We start from the raw sequence: 20,074 nt of genomic DNA, 5'->3' as shown, positions 1-20,074 counted from the left end.
TCTTCTGTTTTAGGGATATTTTAAAATAGTCCGCTACTCCTGTTCTTCCAGGTAATAGTCACCGGGATAGCCGGCGTCAGACTCATCACTGAACCGGACAATGTCTTTCATATAGTTGGTATAGATTTCCTGAATCCTGGGCGAGGTGGACGCATGCTTTTTCAAGACTTTAGAGATAAGGCTGGCTTCTTCCAGATAGAACATCTCGTCTATCTCCACTCCTTTGTCCGTGTCCATTTTCAGGAGCTCGGCCTGCAGGTCCATCATGGCAGCGTCATCTTCGCCAAACATGATGAGGGTGCCATGCAGCTTGCTCAGCATCTCATTGAACAGCTCTCCCTCATAGGGAAGGTTCACCTCCTCGTCCTCGTCTCCGGCAAAACCAATCCTGCCCTTGCCGCCTACTTCGTCGTCATCGTCAAAGGAAAACTCATCATCAAAATGGCTGTTGTTGAAGTCATCTTCATCATAGCCATACTCATCATCGTAATTACTGCGTGGTGCCATGCCTTTTCAAATTTAATCGCTCCAAAAATACAACAACTCTACCCAAGGCGGTTTCTTTCTTACGAACCTAGCCCGGAAAAAGAGACTAAGTTCGCCAAAAAATCTACCGGCGCGCCGTCGTTTTTGGCCTGTTTCCGCAAAAATAGCCGAAAAACGACACATTGCCCGCAAAGACCCTATTTTCATGCGTTAAGGCGCACCAAGGCCCGCTTTTTGCGCTGCGGCAAGGCCCGTTTGCGTATATTGTTTCTTTACACCTCTGCCCCCCATGACCGCACTTGCTACTTCGCTCGCTCAACAATTACACCAGCAGAAATCCTTTTTTGCCACTGGACAGACCAGAAGCTTAGACTTCAGGAAAGAGATGCTCCGGCGCCTGGCGCGGGCCGTTGAGCAGGAACAGGAAGATATCATTACAGCTTTGGCCGATGACTTCGGGAAACCGGCCTTTGAAACCTATGCCACTGAGATTGCCATTCTGCTGGCCGAAATCAAATTCACTCTCAAGCACCTGCACAAGTGGATGAAACCCCAGAAGGTGAAGTCCAGCTTTCTCAACTTCCCGTCCAAAGACTACATCTACGCAGAGCCCTACGGCATATCCTTGGTGATAGGCGCCTGGAACTATCCGTTCCAGCTTACGCTTTCGCCGCTGGTGGGCTCCATGGCCGCGGGCGGATGCACCCTCCTAAAGCCTTCTGAACTCACCCCTGCTACCAGTCACCTGATTGCCACTCTCATAGAAAAGCATTTTCCCCAAGAATACATTGCGGTGGCGCAGGGCGGGCCCGAGGTAAGCCAGGAATTGCTGCAACTGCCTTTTGATAAGATTTTCTTTACCGGAAGCACCGCCGTGGGCAAGATGGTAGCGCAGGCCGCCGCCAGCCAACTCATACCCGTCACCCTGGAACTGGGCGGAAAGAGCCCCTGCGTGGTAGATGCCTCCGCCAACCTGCCCGTAGCAGCCAACCGCATTATCTGGGGCAAGTTCATCAACGCCGGCCAAACCTGCGTAGCGCCAGACTATCTTCTGGTACAGGAAACCGTGCTCCCTGCGCTCCTAGAACAGCTCAAAAAAACCATTCAGACATTTTACACAGACCACCCACAAGACAGCCCCGACTACGCCCGCATCATCAATGACCGTCATTTTGAGCGCCTGTCCAGGCTCATGCAAGACGCAACCGTGTATTATGGCGGCCACACCGATGCCAGCCAACGCTTCATTGAGCCCACGGTCCTCACGGATGTTACCTGGCAGCACCCGCTCATGCAGGAAGAGATCTTCGGGCCGCTGCTACCGGTGCTGCCTTTCAAAACCCTGCCAGAGGCCATTGACCAGATCAACCGGCAGGGCAAGCCGCTGGCGCTCTATTTTTTCTCTGAAGACAAGGCCGCCCAGGAGCTGGTGCTGGAGCAAACCTCTTCGGGCGGGGCCTGCATCAATGACACGGTCTCCCACCTGGCCAATCCCCACCTGCCGTTTGGCGGTGTGGGCCCCAGCGGACAAGGAAATTACCATGGCAAAGCCAGCTTCGATGCCTTTTCTCACCACAAAAGCGTCCTAAAGAAATCCTTCTGGCCCGAAGTAAATTTCCGCTACCCACCCTACCAGGACAAACTGAACTGGATGAAAAAAGCCTTCGACTGGTTGTAACCTTTGGAAGTGTATTAAACGAGAAACCCGTTTTTGGCCTCTTTTCTGGAAAAGAGGCCAAAAACGGGAGAACAGGAATTGTGAATAAGGCTTTAAGCTTCCTGCAAATGTTCTTTTGGCGGGGCCGGTTCTACCAGTTTGGCTAAAGTTTGGTCATATTGAGCGTGGGTGGTTCCCAGCCACTCATCCCACAGCCGGGTATAGAGTCCGTAGTTGCCCTTAAAGAACTTGTGGTGCATGTTGTGGTTGGTAGAAGTATTGAGCCACTTGCCCACCGCGCTGTTTACCAGCCATTTTGGATAAATTTCATAGCCCAGGTGCCCGTACACATTATAAATGGTCATGAGCAACAGGAAAAGGACAATGGCCACCGGATGGATGGGAATGAGAACAGCCACCACAAAAATTATAGAACCCTCCACCACGGCTTCTAAGGGGCTAAACGCAAACGCCGCCCACGGCGAAGGATTCACTGAGCGGTGATGGGTAAGGTGGAACAGCTTGAATAACCTGGGGTGGTGCATAAGCCGATGCGTCCAGTAGAAATACGCGTCATGGATGAGAAGAGCCAGCACTATACTCAGGCCAAAGTAGCCCCAGCCGTACTCAGACACATGGGAGTAGATCTGGGTATAGGGCTTCACCTGATCAGAAGACAGGACAACACCAATCAAGGCGAAGATCACAAACGTGCAAAAGGAATAGCCTACCTCCCGCACATAGTCCTTGCGCTTAGGGAACAGTTCCTGAATCTTGCGCCGGGCAAACTTTTGCGGCACCAACACATAGAACACCCAAAAGGCCAAACCCGCGATGACCACGTACCGGGCCGCTAATACCGCATAAAAAAACCAAAACTGCTTCTCAGCAGCCGCCTCCAACCCAGACATAACTAATATCCCTTATTCAACACCCTAAGCTACTATTTTCAACGCTTCCGGTCCAGAAGAAGTGCCTTTGGGTTGATCTTTTCACCGCTAAAAAAGGTCACAAAAAAGCCCTGGCTGGGCCAAGGCTTCTTTTCGGTTACTCCATCTGGGGGGCACCCACCGGTTGGTGGAGGTCGGTCATCTCCCAGTTGAAATGCAGCCAGTCTCCCCTATCGGTTTGGTCTTCCAACTCCCATTGCAGGTTTTGGAGTTGGTTTAGATTAGACAGCCCAGGTTCTTTGAGAAGAGTCAAGGTACCAAACAGCAGTTGCCGTACATCTGTCTCCTTCACGTTTCCTTCTCTCACACCTGGCAAATGACATCTTAAGTAAATCTCTCTTTTCATACGCGTACCCGTTAGGTTGAACATGAATCTAGAGTAATGTACTCGTATAACCCGCAAAGGTTTACGTATTTATTCATTGATTATCAACACCTTGGAAAAATCAAATTCGGTAACCAGCACCACTAAAGAATGGCGAGAGAGGCTAAACAGAAAGGCCGCCCTTGAAACCAAGAGCGGCCTTTCTGTTTTGAAGTACCAGGAGCGGGAATCGAACCCGCACTTCCTAATGGAAACAAGATTTTAAGTCTTGCGTGTCTACCAGTTCCACCATCCCGGCCTTTCATTTCTGCGGGAGAAATGAAAATGAGCAGATAAACAAAAGACGTTACCGAAGCAACGTCTTTATTTGAGCGAAAGACGGGGTTCGAACCCGCGACCTCGACCTTGGCAAGGTCGCGCTCTACCAACTGAGCTACTTTCGCGTTGTTTCTAATTCTGCCGTTTGAATTAGTGATACAAAGGTAAGCAAGAAATCTTTTGAGTCAAGCACTAGGCCAAAAAAAAATCTTCACCAAACAGGAATCTTTCTGAAAATCAGGCACAAATTTTTCAAAGTTTTTCTGCGCCCACACCAGCACCACCTGGTTTTTGGTCGGCTTCCACTAAAACTACCCAAAAAACGAGGAGGTGCTGGTTAGAAATTTTTGGCATCCACCCTAATTACTCTAGGCCAATTCCTCAGTCTCTTGGTATTTTCTGGCGTGAATCTCCAGACTCATGACAACGAATGTGGGTCGTATCCATACCACACGCTGAAGACGCGAAACAAGGAAACCGGTAAAATACAACCAAAAGCATTTGGGTTTAGACTGGAAGATATCTGCTCGTAGTCCCCGGCGAGTCTGGAGACTCGCTTCATCCCCAGTCACGAGACTAAAGTCTCGCGCCAGTTGATTTGGACCACTGGCTATTTCTAACTGCTATTACTTTAAGGAATTGAAGAAGCTCTCTTCACTTTGTCGTTTTTGGCTTGTTTCCCATAAAATAAGCCAAAAACGACGACACCCGCTCTCCTAAGGAAAGCGGGTGTCGCCAAAAACGCATTCCCGGACTCGCGACTCCAGACTCAGGACTCGCGACTAAAAACTATTTTTTGTCCACCAGCATCTTCAGCTCATTCAGTTTGAGCAAAGCCTCAACCGGCGTGATGGTGTTAATGTCTAGTTTCTCAAAAATCTCCTTGATGCGCACCAGTTGCGGGTCATTGAGTTCAAACATGCTGAGCTGGTACGGCTGTTTGGGTAGGCTCTTCATCACCTCCTGGCTGTCCTGGTGCGGATGGCTGATTTTCTCCTGCTCCAGGTGGTGCATGATTTCATTGGCCCGTATCACCACGCTGTTGGGCATACCGGCCATCTGGGCCACCTGTATCCCGAAGCTGTGGGCACTGCCCCCCTCCACCAGTTTGCGCATGAACAGAATCTTGCCGTTGCTCTCCTTTACGCTCACGTTGTAGTTGCGCACCCTCGGGAAATCCTCGGTGAGCTGGTTCAATTCATGGTAGTGCGTGGCAAAAAGCGTTTTGGCCCGACCTTTAGGCGCGTTATGTAAGTGCTCTACAATAGCCCAGGCAATGGAAATACCGTCATAGGTGCTGGTACCGCGGCCAATCTCATCCATCAAGACCAGACTGCGGTCAGAAAGGTTGTTGAGAATGCTGGCCGTCTCGGTCATTTCCACCATGAACGTACTCTCGCCCCTACTCAGGTTGTCTGAAGCACCCACGCGGGTGAAGATTTTGTCTATCACGCCAATCTGGGCGGCCTCTGCCGGCACAAAACAGCCAATCTGCGCCATGAGCACAATGAGGGCCGTTTGACGCAGCAAAGCACTTTTACCGGCCATGTTAGGACCAGTCACAATGATCACCTGCTGCTCGTCATTGTCCAGCCTGATGTCATTGGGCACGTAGCGCTCGCCGGGCGGCAACTGTTTCTCAATGACCGGGTGTCGGCCTTGGGTGATGTTCAGGGCGGTGCTTTCGTCTACCTCGGGCTTTACGTAACCGTTCTGCGTGGCCAGTTGCGCGAAGTTGGCTAGACAGTCCAGCACCGCTAGTGCCTTGGCGTTCTGCTGAATCTGAGGCACGTACTCGGCGGTGCTCAGCATCAATTCATTGAAGATGCGCTGTTCAATCACGTACAGGCGGTCCTCGGCATGCAAAATCTTCTCTTCGTAGGTTTTGAGCTCTTCCGTTATATAGCGCTCAGCGTTCACCAAGGTCTGTTTTCTAATCCAGGACGAAGGCACTTTGTCTTTGTGCGCGTGCGTCACCTCCAGGTAATACCCGAACACCTTGTTGTAGGCAATCTTTAATGAAGAAATGCCGGTGTTCTGGATTTCGCGCTGTTGAATCTGAAGCAGGTAATCTTTGCCCGAGAAGGCGATGGTGCGTAGCTCGTCCAGCTCTGGGTCAATGCCGTCATTCACCAAGTTGCCTTGATTGGTCAAGATGGGGGCCTGCGGTTTTAAGATAGTTTGAATCTCATCTCGGATGCTGGCGCAGGGCAATAACTGGTCGGCTAGTTTTTGCAGGGCCGGCACGCCGCTCACCGACAGTAATTCTTTAATGGGCAAGGTGGCTTCCAGCGCGCGGGCTAATTGCAACAACTCGCGGGGATTTACCCGGCGCACGGCTACCTTGGAGATGAGGCGCTCCAGGTCGCTCATCTGCTTGAGATAGTACGTGATGTCCTGCAACAGTTCGGGCCGGGCTTGCAGACCTTCCACGGTGTCCAAGCGTCTTCTAATCTGGGCGGCGTCTTTCAAAGGCAAGACCAGCCATTTGCGCAAAAGGCGGGCGCCCATGGGCGTGACGGTGTTGTCCAACACATTGATTAAAGGCACGCCTTCTGGGTGTTGCGGATAAATCAGCTCCAAATTGCGTACTGTGAATCTATCCAGCCAGACGTAGTTGTCTTCTTCCAAGCGACCCAGGGTAGAAATATGGCGCAGGTCGTGGTGCTGGGTTTCTGCCAGGTAATGCAGGATGGCTCCGGCGGCGGTAATGCCTTCGGTCAAACCCTCTACCCCGAAGCCTTTCAACGATTGCGTATTGAACTGCTTAGTGAGGTTCTCTACGGCAAAGTCATAGCTATACACCCATTCGTCCAGGCCGTAATGGCAGAAATCCTGCCCGAAGTTCTGAAAAAACGCCTCTTTCTTGCCTTTACAGAACAAGACCTCGGCGGGGCTGAAGTTCTGCAACAGCTTGCCCATGTAGCCAATATCGCCTTCGGCCAGCATAAAATCACCCGTAGATGCGTCTAATAGAGCAATCCCTATATTGTTCTTCCCGAAGTGCAGGGACGCCAAATAGTTGTTCCGTTTCTGGTCCAGCACCTGGTCATTGAATGACACGCCCGGGGTTACCAATTCAGTGACCCCGCGCTTGACAATGCCTTTGACGGTTTTGGGGTCTTCCAGCTGGTCGCAGATGGCCACGCGCTCCCCGGCTCTTACCAGTTTGGGCAAGTAGGTGTCCATGGAATGGTGCGGAAACCCGGCCAGAGCAGTTTCTGACGCAGATCCGTTGCCGCGCTTGGTGAGCATGATGCCCAGAATCTTGCTGGCCTTTATGGCATCTTCGCCAAACGTTTCATAGAAGTCCCCCACCCTGAAAAGCAGGAGCGCGCCGGGATGTTTGGCCTTAATGGCATTGTATTGTTTCATCAGCGGGGTAGCGCTGAACTCTCCTGTCGTCTTAGCCAAAGCGGTGGTATAATGTGCTAATTTTCAAATGTGCTGATGTGCTAATTGAGAATGTGGGAAAACCTGCAAACTCTAATGTAGCGCATACCGTCTCTCCTACTTATGTCGTTTTTGGCTTGTTTTCAGAAAAACAAGCCAAAAACGGGCTGGTGGCTTCCTAAGCATTACCTTTGCAAGAACATTAAGGGCGAGCCCAAAATTTAGATTCTCTATGCGCAAGCTAAGCATGGAAGAACTCCAGCGTGATTCTGTGGAGGACTTCAAAAATAAGCAAAAAAATCCGTTGGTGTTGGTACTGGACAATGTGCGCAGTCTGCATAATGTGGGCTCCACCTTTAGAACCGCCGACGCCTTTGCCGTAGAAAAAATCTACCTCTGCGGAATTACCGGCACCCCTCCCAATAAAGAAATCCACAAAACCGCTTTGGGCGCAACAGATTCAGTAGAATGGGTGCACGTGGAGAACACGCTAGAAGCCGTAAACACGCTTAAAGCCGAGGGCTATGCCATCTGGGCGGTGGAACAGGCGCAGGACAGCACCATGCTCACCAACTTTGCCCCAGAGAAGGATGGAAAATATGCCTTTGTGTTTGGGAATGAGGTGTTTGGCGTGGTAGAAGAGGTGATTGCCGCGGCAGACGGCGTATTGGAGATTCCGCAGTTTGGCACCAAGCACTCGTTGAATATTTCTGTGACCGTGGGCGTGGTGGTGTGGGACGTGTTGAGCAAGCGCCTAGCTAAACAGCTATAACGTTTCGGCCTACCATAACCTCAGTTTATTAGCGAGTCTCTCCTTTTCTGGCTGCTTCCTTCTGCGCTTGCGACAGGGCGTAAAGGCCGTTCTGGTCTTCTGGGTGAAGCTTCAGATAAGACTCCAGGTCCGTAAGGGCTTCCTGGGTTTTGTTTAGTTCCAGCAAGATGACGGCGCGGTTGTACAAGGCTTTGCCATGGTCTGGCGTTGCCACCAAGACATCTGTCAGGTCCTGCAGAGCGCCAAAGTAATCATCTGTGTGGTATTTGAGAACGGCGCGGTCATACAGCAACGCTGGGCTGGCCCCGCTGGCCATGGCCGAAGTGATATCCTGCATCGCCTCCTTATAGGCTCCTATCTGCAAAAATGCCTGACTGCGGCTTTGCAACACAGCTACGCTTTGCGGGTCTAGTTTAAGAGAAGCCGTGAAGTCTTTGATGGCCCCAAAGGTATCGCCTAGTTCCAGTCTCACCACGCCTCGGTTGGCATAGGCTAGGGCGCTGGCCGGATTCTGCTTGATTTCAAGTGTCAACTGTCTTACCGTTTCCTTTGAAGTGGCGATGGCCGTGCCTACTTCCCCTTCGTTCTTGGTGGCCTGCGCGTTGAAAGACAGCGTTAAGGCACACAACAACATATACAATACTCTCACCTTTTGCATAACCTGCTAGAAAAAATGGCTTACTCACTCACATGCGGGGGCGAACAAATCTAAACCAGTGGAAGGGGGAGCACTCTACTTAGAAAGTTTCTATGGTTTTATAAGAATTAAACAAATTTATGAAATTCTTATATACAAAAGCAAGACTAAATAGAAATAATTCCCAACAACTAGAAGATATTCAAATGATTCTATATCAGATAGTTGAAAACAAGCAAGGAATACTAAAACAAGCATAAAGACTCGCAAAAAATCCAATTCAGGATTTCTATCTGGACAGTTTTAGCCGAGACATTGCTTCTGACATCTTCTGAAAGGCTATCCCGCAACCACCTTCAGCACAGACACTTACTTGACACTGAACAGATACGGCTGCTCTACGCTCTTGCTCAAGGAGCCAGGCTACCCGCACTCTATTAGTGTGATATTACGTCAAACTGGCTTCCATTCCTTACTAGGCAATCCTTTTCACACAAGCCGTAATATCAATAAAGCACAAATCATCCCATTTACAAAAACACCTTCAAGCACCTATAATACAGCCATTTACAATCAAAAAGCAACATAATTAAGATACAAAGGGTACTATAACCTTAATAAACCATTCTTCCACTAAAATGAAGAAACTATGAATAGAACAATTTTAATCCTGGGTCTGCTGCTCGCTGCCGTGTGGTATAGCCCGGCACAGGCGCAAGACGCCAACAAGGCAACGGCCACTGTCACGCCTAATCCATTGGAGGTGCGCGGCGACAGTGTTCGTCTGAAAGCAAAAATTATTATCCCGGCCCACCGCAAACTCAAAGACGGCGGCACTCTCACCATCATCCCCAGGTTAGGCGACTATAAGTATGACAAGTTCACCGCTACGTACGGCCCCTTGACCAACGTACGGAAAAACGGTATAAACGCCGACGTGAGCATCACCCTGCCCTTTATCACCGACATGATTGGTAAGGACATTGACTTTACCTATGTGTATGATGCCGGCGGCGACCGCATTGCCGGCGAAGTAGACGATGTGGCCCAGTGCTGCTCTACCGTGGGCCTGTGGTTCATCAACAACGCGCAATACCAGTTTGCCACCGTAGACACCGTGCGCACCAGAGACACCCAGCCCCTTAAGCTGCTGGCCCAGTTCAACTTTCCGGTAGACATTTCCAAGCTGAGCAAAGACGCCTACCAGCGCGACGTGAAAGCCATTGGCGATTTCCTGAAGAAAAACCCCGAGAGCACCATTACCATCAGGGGCTTTGCGTCGCCGGAGGGAACCATGAAACGCAACGTGCAACTCTCGCAGGAACGCTCTAAACAAGCCGCCGACTGGTTGCAAGCCAAACTGAAGGAGATGGGCTACAGCGGATCATTGGGCAAGGCCACCTTTAAAACCGAAACTACCGCTGAGGACTGGAGAGGCTTTAAAGAAACGCTCATGGCGTCAGACTACCCAGATGCCACCAAGCAGAAGGTGATTGACGCCATCAACGCGGGCAAACCGGCCGCCGAAACCGAGAAGAACGTCATGGCGCTGTTGGGCGGCAAGTCAAAACGGGTAGAAGAGCTGTTGCAGCCCCTTCGCCGGTCCATTGTAGTAGTGGAAACCAACAAGGCCATGCGCCCCGCTCTCAATGACAAACAATTGGACTCAGTGGCCGTGGCTTATATCTCCGGTAACATGGAGAAATACCAGCTCCGCGAAATCCTGGACAAGGAGGAATGGCTGGAGGCCGCGCAGCGCACCAAGGCCCCATCGGGTAAGATGTCTCTGTTGCTGGCCTACTATGACGTGTACCGCGAGGATTACCGCGCCATCAATGACCTGGCCATCTTGAAACTGGTGCGGGAGCCAGACGCCCCGGCCAGCGACGGCATTGCCATTGTGGGCGGTGATGACGCCATTGTGGGCGTAGGCGGCGATTTTGATAGCAAGTTCAAGAATGACATCAAGAAAGAGCCGCAGGACGTGAACGCCTACAAATACAAGTACAAGATCAAGTATGACAACCCGCAGGAAACCGTGGTGGACTTCAAGTACAAAGGCGCCTTTACAGAAAGTATTAACCTGCTAGAGCTGGCGTACCAGTTAAACCGAAATGACTGGGCCGTGCTCAGTAATTTGGGCGCTGCGTACATGGTGGTGGAGAATTATCCGAAGGCCATCCAGTACCTGACCCAGTCTCTGGCGCAAAAGAACAGCCCGCAGGCCCACTACAACCTGGGGCTAGCCTATGCACAGACCGGGCAGTTTGCAGAATCCATCCGGCACTTTGACCAGGCCGGCAACCTGCAAGGCGTCTACTACAACAGAGGTCTGGCCAAACTACTAGGCGGCGACAGCGCCGGTGCCAAAGCAGACCTGCTGCGCCATACCCAGTTACTGCCAGACCATGCCATGGGATATTATGCCCTAGCGATAGCTGGAGCGCGTTCCGGGGATATTAATACAATTTCTGAAAACCTTCCTAAGGCTATTCAACGTAAGAAAGTCCTCAGTGACATTGCACAAGAAGACCTGGAATTCAGAAACTTCCACAGCGTAGACGCCTTTAAGAAGGCCGCTGACGACGATAAGAGTAAATAAGAATTTTCATTTTGGTTTGTTTGAAATCCCCTTGTTCCTGGCAAGGGGATTTTTATTTACCGGCCGTTTTTGGCCTGTTTTCTGGGAAACAGGCCAAAAACGGCTAAACGCAAAGAGCGGAAACCGTACTTACGGTTTCCGCTCTTTGCGTTTAGCAAATATGCATGAAGCTTACATCAAGGTCTCTGGGTTGCCATCGTTGTCCAGAATCTCACTCTGACGCAACTGCACTGGCGGCGCGGCTTTTCTGAGTTTCATGTTCAGCATTTCTACTACTAGAGAGAAGAACATGGCAAAGTAGATGTAGCCTTTAGGTATATGCACGTGGAACGCTTCGGCTACCAGCATCACCCCAATCAAGATCAGGAAGGACAGGGCCAGCATTTTCACGGTTGGGTGGGCGTTCACAAAGTCGCTCACGTACTTGGCGAAGGCCAGCATAATACCCATGGAGATGATCACGGCTATCACCATCACAATGATTTCGTCTACCAGGCCTACCGCCGTCAAGATGGAGTCAAAGGAGAAGACAATGTCTACCATGATGATCTGGATGAGGGTTTTGCCCATGGTGGCGGTGCCGCCTTTAATGGAACCGTGGCCTTCTTCCTCGCCTTCCAGTTTGTTGTGAATCTCTGTGGTACTCTTGGCCAGCAGGAACAAACCGCCGCCAAACAGAATGATGTCTCGCCAAGACACGTTGAACGGCTCATCCATCCAGAACAGGTTCCAGGTAAATAGCGGCTCTTTGGCGCTCACAATGGTACCTATGAACATCAAGAGAATAATCCTGAACACCAGGGCCAACAACAGACCAATGGTGCGTCCTTTGGCTTGCTGGTCTTTGGGCAGGCGGCCCACCACAATGGAGATGAACACAATATTGTCTATACCCAGAACCACCTCCATGAAGGTTAGCGTGAGCAGGCTTAGCCAGACATCAGGATTAGAGAAAACGTCAAACATAGTTTTAGTGGAAGTGAATGCCCCGCAAGGTAAAGATTTAAACCCAGCAGATAAGCCCGTGCTTCTTCTGGCTAGATAATAACTAAAAGAGCTGGACGCTTAAGACTTCATGTTGATGAACTGCAAGGGAATGCCCAACTCAGCACGGCGCAGCAACGCAATAACCGCCTGCAGATCATCAATGTTCTTGCCGGTTACGCGTACCTGGTCATCCATGATGGCGGGCGTCACTTTGATTTTGCTGTCTTTGATCATTTTCACGATCTTCTTGCCGTCTTCTTTGTCAATGCCGGCGCGCACCTTTACTTCTTTCTTGACCATGGGTCCGCTGGGATAATGGTCCTTGCTGAAGTCCAGGGCCGTGGCGTCTATGTTCTGCTTGACAATCTTGGTGAGGATGATGTCCTCTATCTGGCGCAGGCGCATGTCATTCTCCGTGGAGATTTGCACCAGGTTGTTTTTCTTGTCCAGTTCCACGCTGCCCTTGGTGTCTTTAAAGTCATAGCGGTTCTGAATTTCTTTTTTGACCGTGTTGATGGCGTTCTCCAGCGTCTGCGGGTCTACTTTGCTTACAATATCAAAAGATGGCATGGTATACGGTATATGGTAAAACAATTGCTTAGTACGGCAAACGATTGCCTAATGCCAAACAAACTTAGTAGATTTAAGGCGATTTTACCGAAAAGAGCCCAAAAACGCTTTATGCAAATTACCCAACCCTCTACCTTTCATGAGTTTGAGCAGTACTACCGCCTGCGTTATGAGATGCTGCGCATGCCCTGGTACCAGCCAATGGGCAGCGAGCGCGTAGAAGACGATGCCACCGCCACCCACCTCATGGCCATCAATGAAGAGACCGGCGAGGTAATGGGCGTGGCCCGCGTGCACATGGAGTCTGCCACCGAAGCCCAGTTGCGTTTCCTGGCCGTGGGCCCCAAGTACCAGAACAAACAGATTGGCCGCGCCCTGTTGCATGCCATTGAAGAGAAAGCCCGCCAGCTAGGCGCCCAAGACTTGATCGTGCAAGCCCGCGAATACGCCGTCAACTTCTACAAACGCAACGGGTTCACCTTAGAACAAGAGACGTACCTACTGTTTGGCGAAATCCAACACTACCAGATGCGCAAGCACCTATAAAGTTGTATCCAAATTTACGGCCCCTAAGGTTGATGTAATTTCAGGTGAGATTACGTTGACTCGCCACAGGCTTGAGGACTATCCACCTCTTCCCACATTATACTGTGATCGCATGGTTCTGCTTACGCGAATTCCCAAACCCATCCTGCCTGCGAACATCTCCGGCAGGTGCCCCCAGCAGAACAAGTTTGAGGCCGATGCCTCTGGCCAGTCTGAGACTGCCCGCCACGGTGGCTCCAAGTTATAAACTTGAACCAGACACGGGAAAGAAGGCAAACCGTGCTTTAGCACGCATGCCTCTGCAGCGACAGAAACAGGTTTTGCCTGCTTACAGCAATGCCACCCATCAACCCCAGCAGGATTGGAACCGAAACCAGTCCTGACTCTGAGCGCCTCTGGTGTTTGTGCGCTGCGCGAGCGGCGGCAGGGACAAAGTCCCACAAACAACAGCAGTGCGAAGGGCCAGGACGAGGCCCCGCGGCCGTGAGCGCTTAGCAGAAGAAATGAAACAAGAAAGTGAGAATGCACCGGAAGAAAGGGATTACTCAGGAACAGCCAAAGCCAGTGCACACAGACAGAGGTAAGAGAAGCAGTAGACGGTTGATGACCCAATGCAACACCAACAACAGCGGCATCATTCGCAACCAATCAACTATCTCAAACCAGAACCAGAGTTATAAAAAGGACAGTGGCCATTATAAGCCCTTCCCTCCATCGTCAGCCCTCTCTTCCTTCTTACCACCAGAAGCGGGTGGCAAATACGCTTCCAGCACCACCCGCAACTGCCGCACCTCTTTTTGCAACTCGGCTATCTGTTTGGCACCGGCTATTTCAGCGTGGTTGCTGGCGGCGTCCCGGTCCAGAAAGAAGCTGGCCAGGAGCGCAGTAAAATACCCCAGCACCGCAAATCCATACAAGGCCAGCAGAAAACACAGCGCACGCCCCTCCCCTGACTGCGGCCAATACTCACTGCCCAGGGAAATAAGCAGCATGGACGTCCACCAGAGGGCCTCTCCGTAAGAGTCGAACCCGTCGGGGAGATCTTTCTCAAACGCAAACATTCCGGCAGCGCCCGCCAAAAGCACCGCCACAGACAGCGCCAACAGATACCCGAAGCCCCGGCGGTTCATGGTGGCGGCCAGGCTTTTCATGCCTCGGTTCAAGGAACTCAATACCCGCACCAACCGAATGCCCCGCACGGCCCGCACCGTCCGGAAGACGCGCAGAAACCGGGTAATCCTGAACACCCGCAGCGCCGGCACTACCAGTGAGATGGCCGTGAGCCAGTTGCTCTTCAGGAAGGGAAGTTTCTCGGGAGCCAGGGTAAACCGAAGCAGAAAATCCAGCACAAACAGCGCCCAGATGACATAACTGGCCATTTCCAGAACCGGCGTCAGCCCCCGGATGAACTCTACCACTAACAGCACCAGCCAGGCTAGACCCAGAAAAATCATGGGCCCGTCCAAGGCATGTTGTACCCGCACCAGCAGTCTGGAGCGTTCACGGTTAACGGCTTTTTGAGTGGAGGAAGGAACAGGTGCAACGGCCATTTTTCCAGTGGTTGTTTTTGCTCCCTTACGCAGCAGACGGCCCATACGGCAACTGGCAGCAGTAAAAACCTTCCCGTTTTTGGCCTATTTTCTCAGAAACAAGCCAAAAACGACAAAGAATGCTTTCTCATTGGCGCTAAATATGTAACCACAGCTATATCTAAAGAGTACAAGAAGCATCCATCAAATCAGCCATCTATACGCCTTTGTCTACCCATACTGTAAAGAAATATACGCTCAAGACCCTGACGGTGCTTCTCTGGATCATTGGGTCTTTGTTGTTGCTGGTGGTCTTGTTGCTGGTGGCCTTGCAAGTGCCCAAGGTGCAGGACTTTGCCACCCGCAAGGCAGAGAATTACCTGGAAGGAAAAATTGGCACCGAAGTGCGCATTGGCAAGTTTAGAAGTGATTTCAGAAACGACATCCTCCTGGAAGACGTGTACCTGGAAGATCAGAAAGGCGACACCCTTTGGTACTCTCAACACATGGCCGCCAACCTGGACATTCTGGGCATCCTAAAATCTAAGGTAGGCTTGAAATCCCTGGAACTCCGCAACGCCACGGCCCATATTTATCGCACCCTGCCAGACAGCGCCACCAACTTTGACTACATCTTAAAAGCCTTCGCCACGCCGGCTACCGCGCCAGCAGACACGACCGGCGCCGGCTTCACGTATGACATTGGCACCCTTGATTTAGAGAACATCTACCTCACCTACCGCGACGAGGTGAACGGCCAGAACGTGAAAACCCGCGTGGGCAGCCTGGTGGTAGACATGGACGAACTGGACCTGGAAAAGGAGATTTACCGCATTGGAGACATTGCCTTGCGCAACACCTGGGTAGACATGGTGCAGACCAAAGTTCCGCCCGAGGGTGAGCAAGAGCCCCTGACCATGCAGTTTGGCCTAAAGACCGTGACCCTGGACCATGTGCGCGTGAAGTACCGCAACGGCGTGTCCCGGCAGTACATAGACACCAACATTGGCAAAGGCATTGTCAAAGCAGAGAACATTGACTTAAAAAACACCCGCATTGACCTGGCCAGCATTGAACTGCACAACAGCGTCATGGCCTACGCCCAGAACGCAGACATTCCTACGGAGTACCGTGTCATCAACCCCAAAGAGGCTATTGAGGCCATTGAAGAAGCGGTCTCCAAAACCGGTGAGCCCGTGAACTGGATTGTCACCCTGGATGACCTCAACATTACCGGCGTAGACGCCGCCTTTGACAACGTGGAGGCCCCCAAGTTAGCCAAAGGCGTGGACTACAACCACCTGCGCGCACAAGATCTGAACCTGCAACTGCAAGACCTCTACTTCAGCAGCAACCGAACCACCGCCCAGTTAGAACAATTGAGTTTGCGGGAGCAAAGTGGATTTGTGGTGAAGCAGTTTACCGCGGGCATTTTGTTTGACACCACCCAGACCGAACTCACAGACCTGGTCCTGGAGACCGGCAACAGCCGCATCACCGACCGCATTAAGGTAGGATATCCTTCCCTTGAAACCGCGGCAGAGGATTTGAATAAACTGACCCTCAGCGCCAACTTCCAGAACACGCACATCGGGTTTAAAGACATTGCCTTGCTACAACCTGCCTTGGTCAACCAACCGCCCTTGGCGGGTAACCTGAATGAGACGGTACACCTGAGTGGGCAGATCAATGGTCGCATGGACAACCTGCTGGTGAGCAACTTTAAGGTAAGCGGCTGGCGCAACACCCAATTGGCGGTGAGCGGCAGAATCAAAGGCTTACCTGATCCAGACAACCTGGTGGCCAACCTGCAGGTGAACCGTCTGCACACCACCGCCGCCGATGTAAAATCACTTCTTCCAGCGGGCACCCTTCCCGCCAATATCCAACTACCGCCGTCCATGGACGTGGAAGGCCGTATTAGCGGGTCTATGACCGCCTTTGACCTGGACGCTACCATAAGAACCTCTTTCGGAAACGCTATAGCAGACATTGACATGACACCGGGCCGGGTGAAAGGCCAGGAACGGGTGAAAGGAAAAGTACAACTCCTGCATTTTGATCTGGGCAAGCTGATGCGCGACACCACTTTGGGCCCCACCAGTTTGACCGCCAACATCAACGGCACCGGCATGACGCCCGAGACCATGGTGGCCAAGATTGACGGTCGTATCCAGAGCCTCTATTACGGGGGCTATACCTACAAAGGCATTGATCTGGACGTTGACGTCAACCGCAACCGCTACGGCATTAAAGCAGTGAGTGCCCAGGACAGCAACATGGTCTTCAACATTAATGGTCTGGTGAATTTGCGCGGCGCACAGCCTACGTATGCCTTCAATGCCAACATCAAGGGAATAGACTTCCAGGCCCTTAAGCTATTATCGCAAGACGTACGCCTGCGCGGCGATATTGTGGCAGATTTGAGCGGTTCAGATGCCAATAGCATGAACGGCAGCATCATTGCCCGGCAGGCCACCATTGTCTCCAACAACCAGCCTCTCAAGTTAGATTCGCTTAAACTGTACCTGACTCAGAAGCCGGGCACTACCCAGATGCGCCTCATCTCAGACGTGGCCACCGCCAACCTGGACGGCAACATTGGCCTGGGTGACATTGGCCCCGAGCTGATGAACCACATCAGCCGCTATTATGACATTGGCAACGGCCCTTACAAACCCAGCGCCAGGGTGAAGCAGTTTACCTTCGGGGTGGCTTTGCACAAACCAAGAGTGGTCACCGCCTTTGTACCGGGTCTTCAGCGCCTGCGCTTAGACACGTTACAAGGTTCTTACAATAACCAGACCGCCAACCTCCAGATTCAGGCCAATGCGCCGCGGGTGCGGTATTCTGGGGTGCGCCTAGATTCCTTGACCTTGCGGGTAGACTCCAACCCAGAGCAACTCAATTACATGGTCCGCGCTGAGTCTGTCCGGCAGGACACGTCCTTTAAGGCCAACAATATCTTACTAGCCGGCAATGTGCAGGACAATCTGGTGAACGCCAGAGCCGCCAACATGAGCGCCGCCGGCGAAGAAGAAACCGCCATTGGCGTTCAACTCAAACAATTGGCCAACGCTTTTGAGATAAGCATCAGTCCAGACCTCGTCCTGAACAAAGACAAATGGGCGGTGAGCCCAGGCAATTTCGTGCGCTACTACACGGCCTCTGGCGCGGTGGTGGCCAATGGTCTGCAACTCTCCAACGGACCGCAGTCCATTAGTCTGCAGAGCCAGTCGCCTACCAATCCTAACTCGCCTTTGAACGTCACCCTCACCAACTTGGACTTAGGATATCTGGCCAGAGCCGCCATGCAACCAGACAGTCTGCTGGCAGGACAACTGAACGGACAGGCTACCTTGAATGACATTGCCGGCAACATGAGCTTTACCGCAGACATGAACCTGACGGACCTTAAATACTACAATACTCCGGTAGGCGACTTGGCTCTGCAGGCCAGAAACTCCACTGCCAACCGCTATGACCTAACCGCCAGGTTAACAGGCAACGGCAACAACGTGACCATGGCCGGCTATTACCTCACCTCGGCGGGCAAGCCCATGTCGTTTGACGTGAACCTGGACCAACTCAACCTGGCCAGTGTGCAGCCGTTCACCAACGGAATGCTCAAAAACATGACGGGCGGCCTGCTGGGCTCGGTGGCCATTAGAGGAAACTTTGAACAGCCCAGCGTGGCCGGAGATTTACAGTTCAGAAATGCCACTTTCAACGCTGCCATTCTCAATTCTACCTATCGCATACCAGATGAGCGCTTGAGTGTGAACAACCAGGGCATCCAATTCAATGACTTCACCCTCCTTGATTCGCTGAACAATGAGGCCACCATCAACGGAGCCATCTTAACGTCTAACTTCCTGGAGTACCGCTTTGACCTGCGTGCCGTCACGGAGAACTTCCTGGTCATGAACAGCACCGCCGCCGACAATGCGCTCTACTACGGCCGCGTGTTTGCCAACAGTGACACCCGCATCACCGGCGATTTGAACGTGCCCATCATCAACACCAACGTGAAGATTGCACCCAACTCCAACTTCACCTATGTCATTCCAGATGAGCCGGTCTCGGTTAACCGCGAAGGCATCGTCAAGTTCATTGACGTGGACAGCACCAGAAACCGGTTCATTGCCCGTCGCAAGGCCCTGGACACGGCAGACGTGGCAGATGCCGTGATGCAGGGCGTGGAAATGGCCATGACTTTGGAAGTGACTGATGAAACGCCTATCACCGTGGTGGTAGACCAGAACGCCGGCGATAACCTCACCATTCAGGGCAATGCCATTCTCAACGTAGGCTATGACGTGACGGAGAACATCACCCTTACTGGCCGTTATGAAGTCACCGAAGGCGCCTATGAGATGAGCCTTTATGAACTGGTGCAGCGCCGGTTTGAAATTGAGCCCGGCAGTTCGGTGGTGTGGACGGGTGACCCGTTCACGGCAGACGCAGATATCACGGCCATATACAACGTGGAGGCTTCCCCGCTAGAACTCATCCAAAGCCAGGTGTCCGGGATAGATGCCTCTAGTTCTGGACAGTACCGGCAAAAATTGCCTTTTGACGTGAAACTGAACCTGGACGGTGAACTCATGAAACCTGCCATCTCTTTCAACATTGAGCTGGATGAGAAAAGCAAGGGTGCCTTTGGCGGCGAGGTAGATGCCCGTCTGGACCAGCTGAGCCAACCCACCCAAGAATCTGAGCGCACCAAACAGGTCTTCTCCTTGCTGGTGCTGGGCCGGTTCATGGCACAGGACCCATTGGCGTCCTCGGGCGGGGGCGGCATCAACAGCGCCTTGCGCGGCTCTGCCAGCCAGGTGCTCACAGACCAACTCAACAACTTAACCGGCCAGTACCTGGGCGGACTAGGCCTGGAACTGGGACTCAACTCCTATGACGACTATTCTACCGGAGAGGCCAAATCGCGCACAGACCTGAACATTGCCATGCAGAAACAGCTCATCAATGACCGCCTAACCGTGCGCTTTGGCACCAACGTGAACCTAGAGGGCAGCAGCCAGAGCCAGGCCAGCAATACGGCCAGCGGCTTCGCCGGAGACGTCTCTGTAGAATACTCCATTACCCAGGACGGGCGCCTGCGCCTGCGGGCCTTTAGGGAAAACTCGTATGAGGGTTTCTTAGACGGACAGCTGATACGCACCGGCCTGTCTCTCATTTTTGTGCGGGAGTATGACAGCCTCGCAGAACTTTTCAAAAACACAGGCAAAGCAAAATAATGATAGCGCCTCCACACAAGACCTCCTCCGTACCCTCTCTTCTGGCA

General features: G+C 52.1%; 14 protein-coding genes and 2 tRNA genes. 6 read left to right on the top strand and 10 right to left on the bottom strand.

The features are described 5' to 3' along the window. Nucleotides 1-33: 33 nt before the first annotated feature. Nucleotides 34-507 carry a hypothetical protein gene (locus GU926_RS14695; protein ID WP_160693193.1) on the bottom strand — a complete coding sequence of 158 codons (474 nt, stop codon included), beginning with the start codon at nt 505-507 and terminating at the stop codon, nt 34-36. 268 nt (nt 508-775) lie between these two features. Between GU926_RS14695 and GU926_RS14690 the strand changes: the two genes are divergently transcribed. Beyond that, nucleotides 776-2,164, top strand: a complete 1,389-nt coding sequence (locus tag GU926_RS14690) for an aldehyde dehydrogenase (RefSeq protein ID WP_160693191.1) — start codon at nt 776-778, stop codon at nt 2,162-2,164. Between the two features lie 92 nt (nt 2,165-2,256). Here the strand turns inward: GU926_RS14690 and GU926_RS14685 are convergent, their stop codons facing one another. The 5 genes from GU926_RS14685 to mutS all read right to left on the bottom strand — a co-directional run bounded on the left by GU926_RS14685 (nt 2,257) and on the right by mutS (nt 7,111). Then, entirely contained in the window at nt 2,257-3,054 is a 798-nt protein-coding gene (locus tag GU926_RS14685) for a sterol desaturase family protein (protein WP_160693189.1), read from the bottom strand. A 136-nt stretch (nt 3,055-3,190) separates the two neighbouring features. Beyond that, on the bottom strand, nt 3,191-3,439 hold the full coding sequence (locus GU926_RS14680; protein ID WP_160693187.1) for a hypothetical protein: 249 nt from the start codon (nt 3,437-3,439) through the stop codon (nt 3,191-3,193). A 193-nt stretch (nt 3,440-3,632) separates the two neighbouring features. Further along, nucleotides 3,633-3,716: transfer RNA gene (locus GU926_RS14675), tRNA-Leu, on the bottom strand. A gap of 72 nt (nt 3,717-3,788) precedes the next feature. Next, nucleotides 3,789-3,861 (bottom strand) — tRNA-Gly (locus tag GU926_RS14670). 664 nt (nt 3,862-4,525) lie between these two features. Beyond that, nucleotides 4,526-7,111 carry a DNA mismatch repair protein MutS gene (gene mutS, locus GU926_RS14665; protein WP_160693185.1) on the bottom strand — a complete coding sequence of 862 codons (2,586 nt, stop codon included), beginning with the start codon at nt 7,109-7,111 and terminating at the stop codon, nt 4,526-4,528. 265 nt (nt 7,112-7,376) lie between these two features. On the opposite strand from mutS, the gene GU926_RS14660 reads away from it, so the two are divergent. Then, complete coding sequence (locus GU926_RS14660; RefSeq protein ID WP_232058348.1) at nt 7,377-7,901, top strand: RNA methyltransferase; 525 nt, start codon at nt 7,377-7,379, stop codon at nt 7,899-7,901. A 28-nt stretch (nt 7,902-7,929) separates the two neighbouring features. On the opposite strand, the gene GU926_RS14655 is transcribed toward GU926_RS14660, so the two are convergent. Next, on the bottom strand, nt 7,930-8,559 hold the full coding sequence (locus GU926_RS14655; protein WP_160693181.1) for a tetratricopeptide repeat protein: 630 nt from the start codon (nt 8,557-8,559) through the stop codon (nt 7,930-7,932). Between the two features lie 628 nt (nt 8,560-9,187). Here GU926_RS14655 and GU926_RS14650 point away from each other — a divergent pair. Next, a complete protein-coding gene (locus GU926_RS14650; protein WP_160693179.1) occupies nt 9,188-11,140 on the top strand; it encodes a tetratricopeptide repeat protein in 1,953 nt (650 codons plus the stop codon). A gap of 171 nt (nt 11,141-11,311) precedes the next feature. On the opposite strand, the gene GU926_RS14645 is transcribed toward GU926_RS14650, so the two are convergent. Beyond that, complete coding sequence (locus tag GU926_RS14645) at nt 11,312-12,106, bottom strand: TerC family protein (protein WP_160693177.1); 795 nt, start codon at nt 12,104-12,106, stop codon at nt 11,312-11,314. 99 nt (nt 12,107-12,205) lie between these two features. Further along, entirely contained in the window at nt 12,206-12,697 is a 492-nt protein-coding gene (locus tag GU926_RS14640) for a YajQ family cyclic di-GMP-binding protein (RefSeq protein ID WP_160693175.1), read from the bottom strand. 111 nt (nt 12,698-12,808) lie between these two features. Between GU926_RS14640 and GU926_RS14635 the strand changes: the two genes are divergently transcribed. Then, nucleotides 12,809-13,243, top strand: a complete 435-nt coding sequence (locus GU926_RS14635) for a GNAT family N-acetyltransferase (RefSeq protein WP_160693173.1) — start codon at nt 12,809-12,811, stop codon at nt 13,241-13,243. 112 nt (nt 13,244-13,355) lie between these two features. Then, nucleotides 13,356-13,490: a hypothetical protein gene (locus GU926_RS18625; RefSeq protein ID WP_262886144.1), complete on the top strand. Its 135-nt coding sequence runs from the start codon at nt 13,356-13,358 to the stop codon at nt 13,488-13,490. Between the two features lie 448 nt (nt 13,491-13,938). On the opposite strand, the gene GU926_RS14630 is transcribed toward GU926_RS18625, so the two are convergent. After that, entirely contained in the window at nt 13,939-14,793 is an 855-nt protein-coding gene (locus GU926_RS14630; protein ID WP_160693171.1) for an ion transporter, read from the bottom strand. A gap of 206 nt (nt 14,794-14,999) precedes the next feature. Between GU926_RS14630 and GU926_RS14625 the strand changes: the two genes are divergently transcribed. Continuing rightward, complete coding sequence (locus tag GU926_RS14625) at nt 15,000-20,027, top strand: translocation/assembly module TamB domain-containing protein (RefSeq protein ID WP_160693169.1); 5,028 nt, start codon at nt 15,000-15,002, stop codon at nt 20,025-20,027. Nucleotides 20,028-20,074: the final 47 nt, after the last annotated feature.

It is taken from the genome of Nibribacter ruber, assembly GCF_009913235.1.
Lineage (GTDB): Bacteria > Bacteroidota > Bacteroidia > Cytophagales > Hymenobacteraceae > Nibribacter > Nibribacter ruber.
This window is presented reverse-complemented; position numbering and strand designations above follow the sequence as displayed.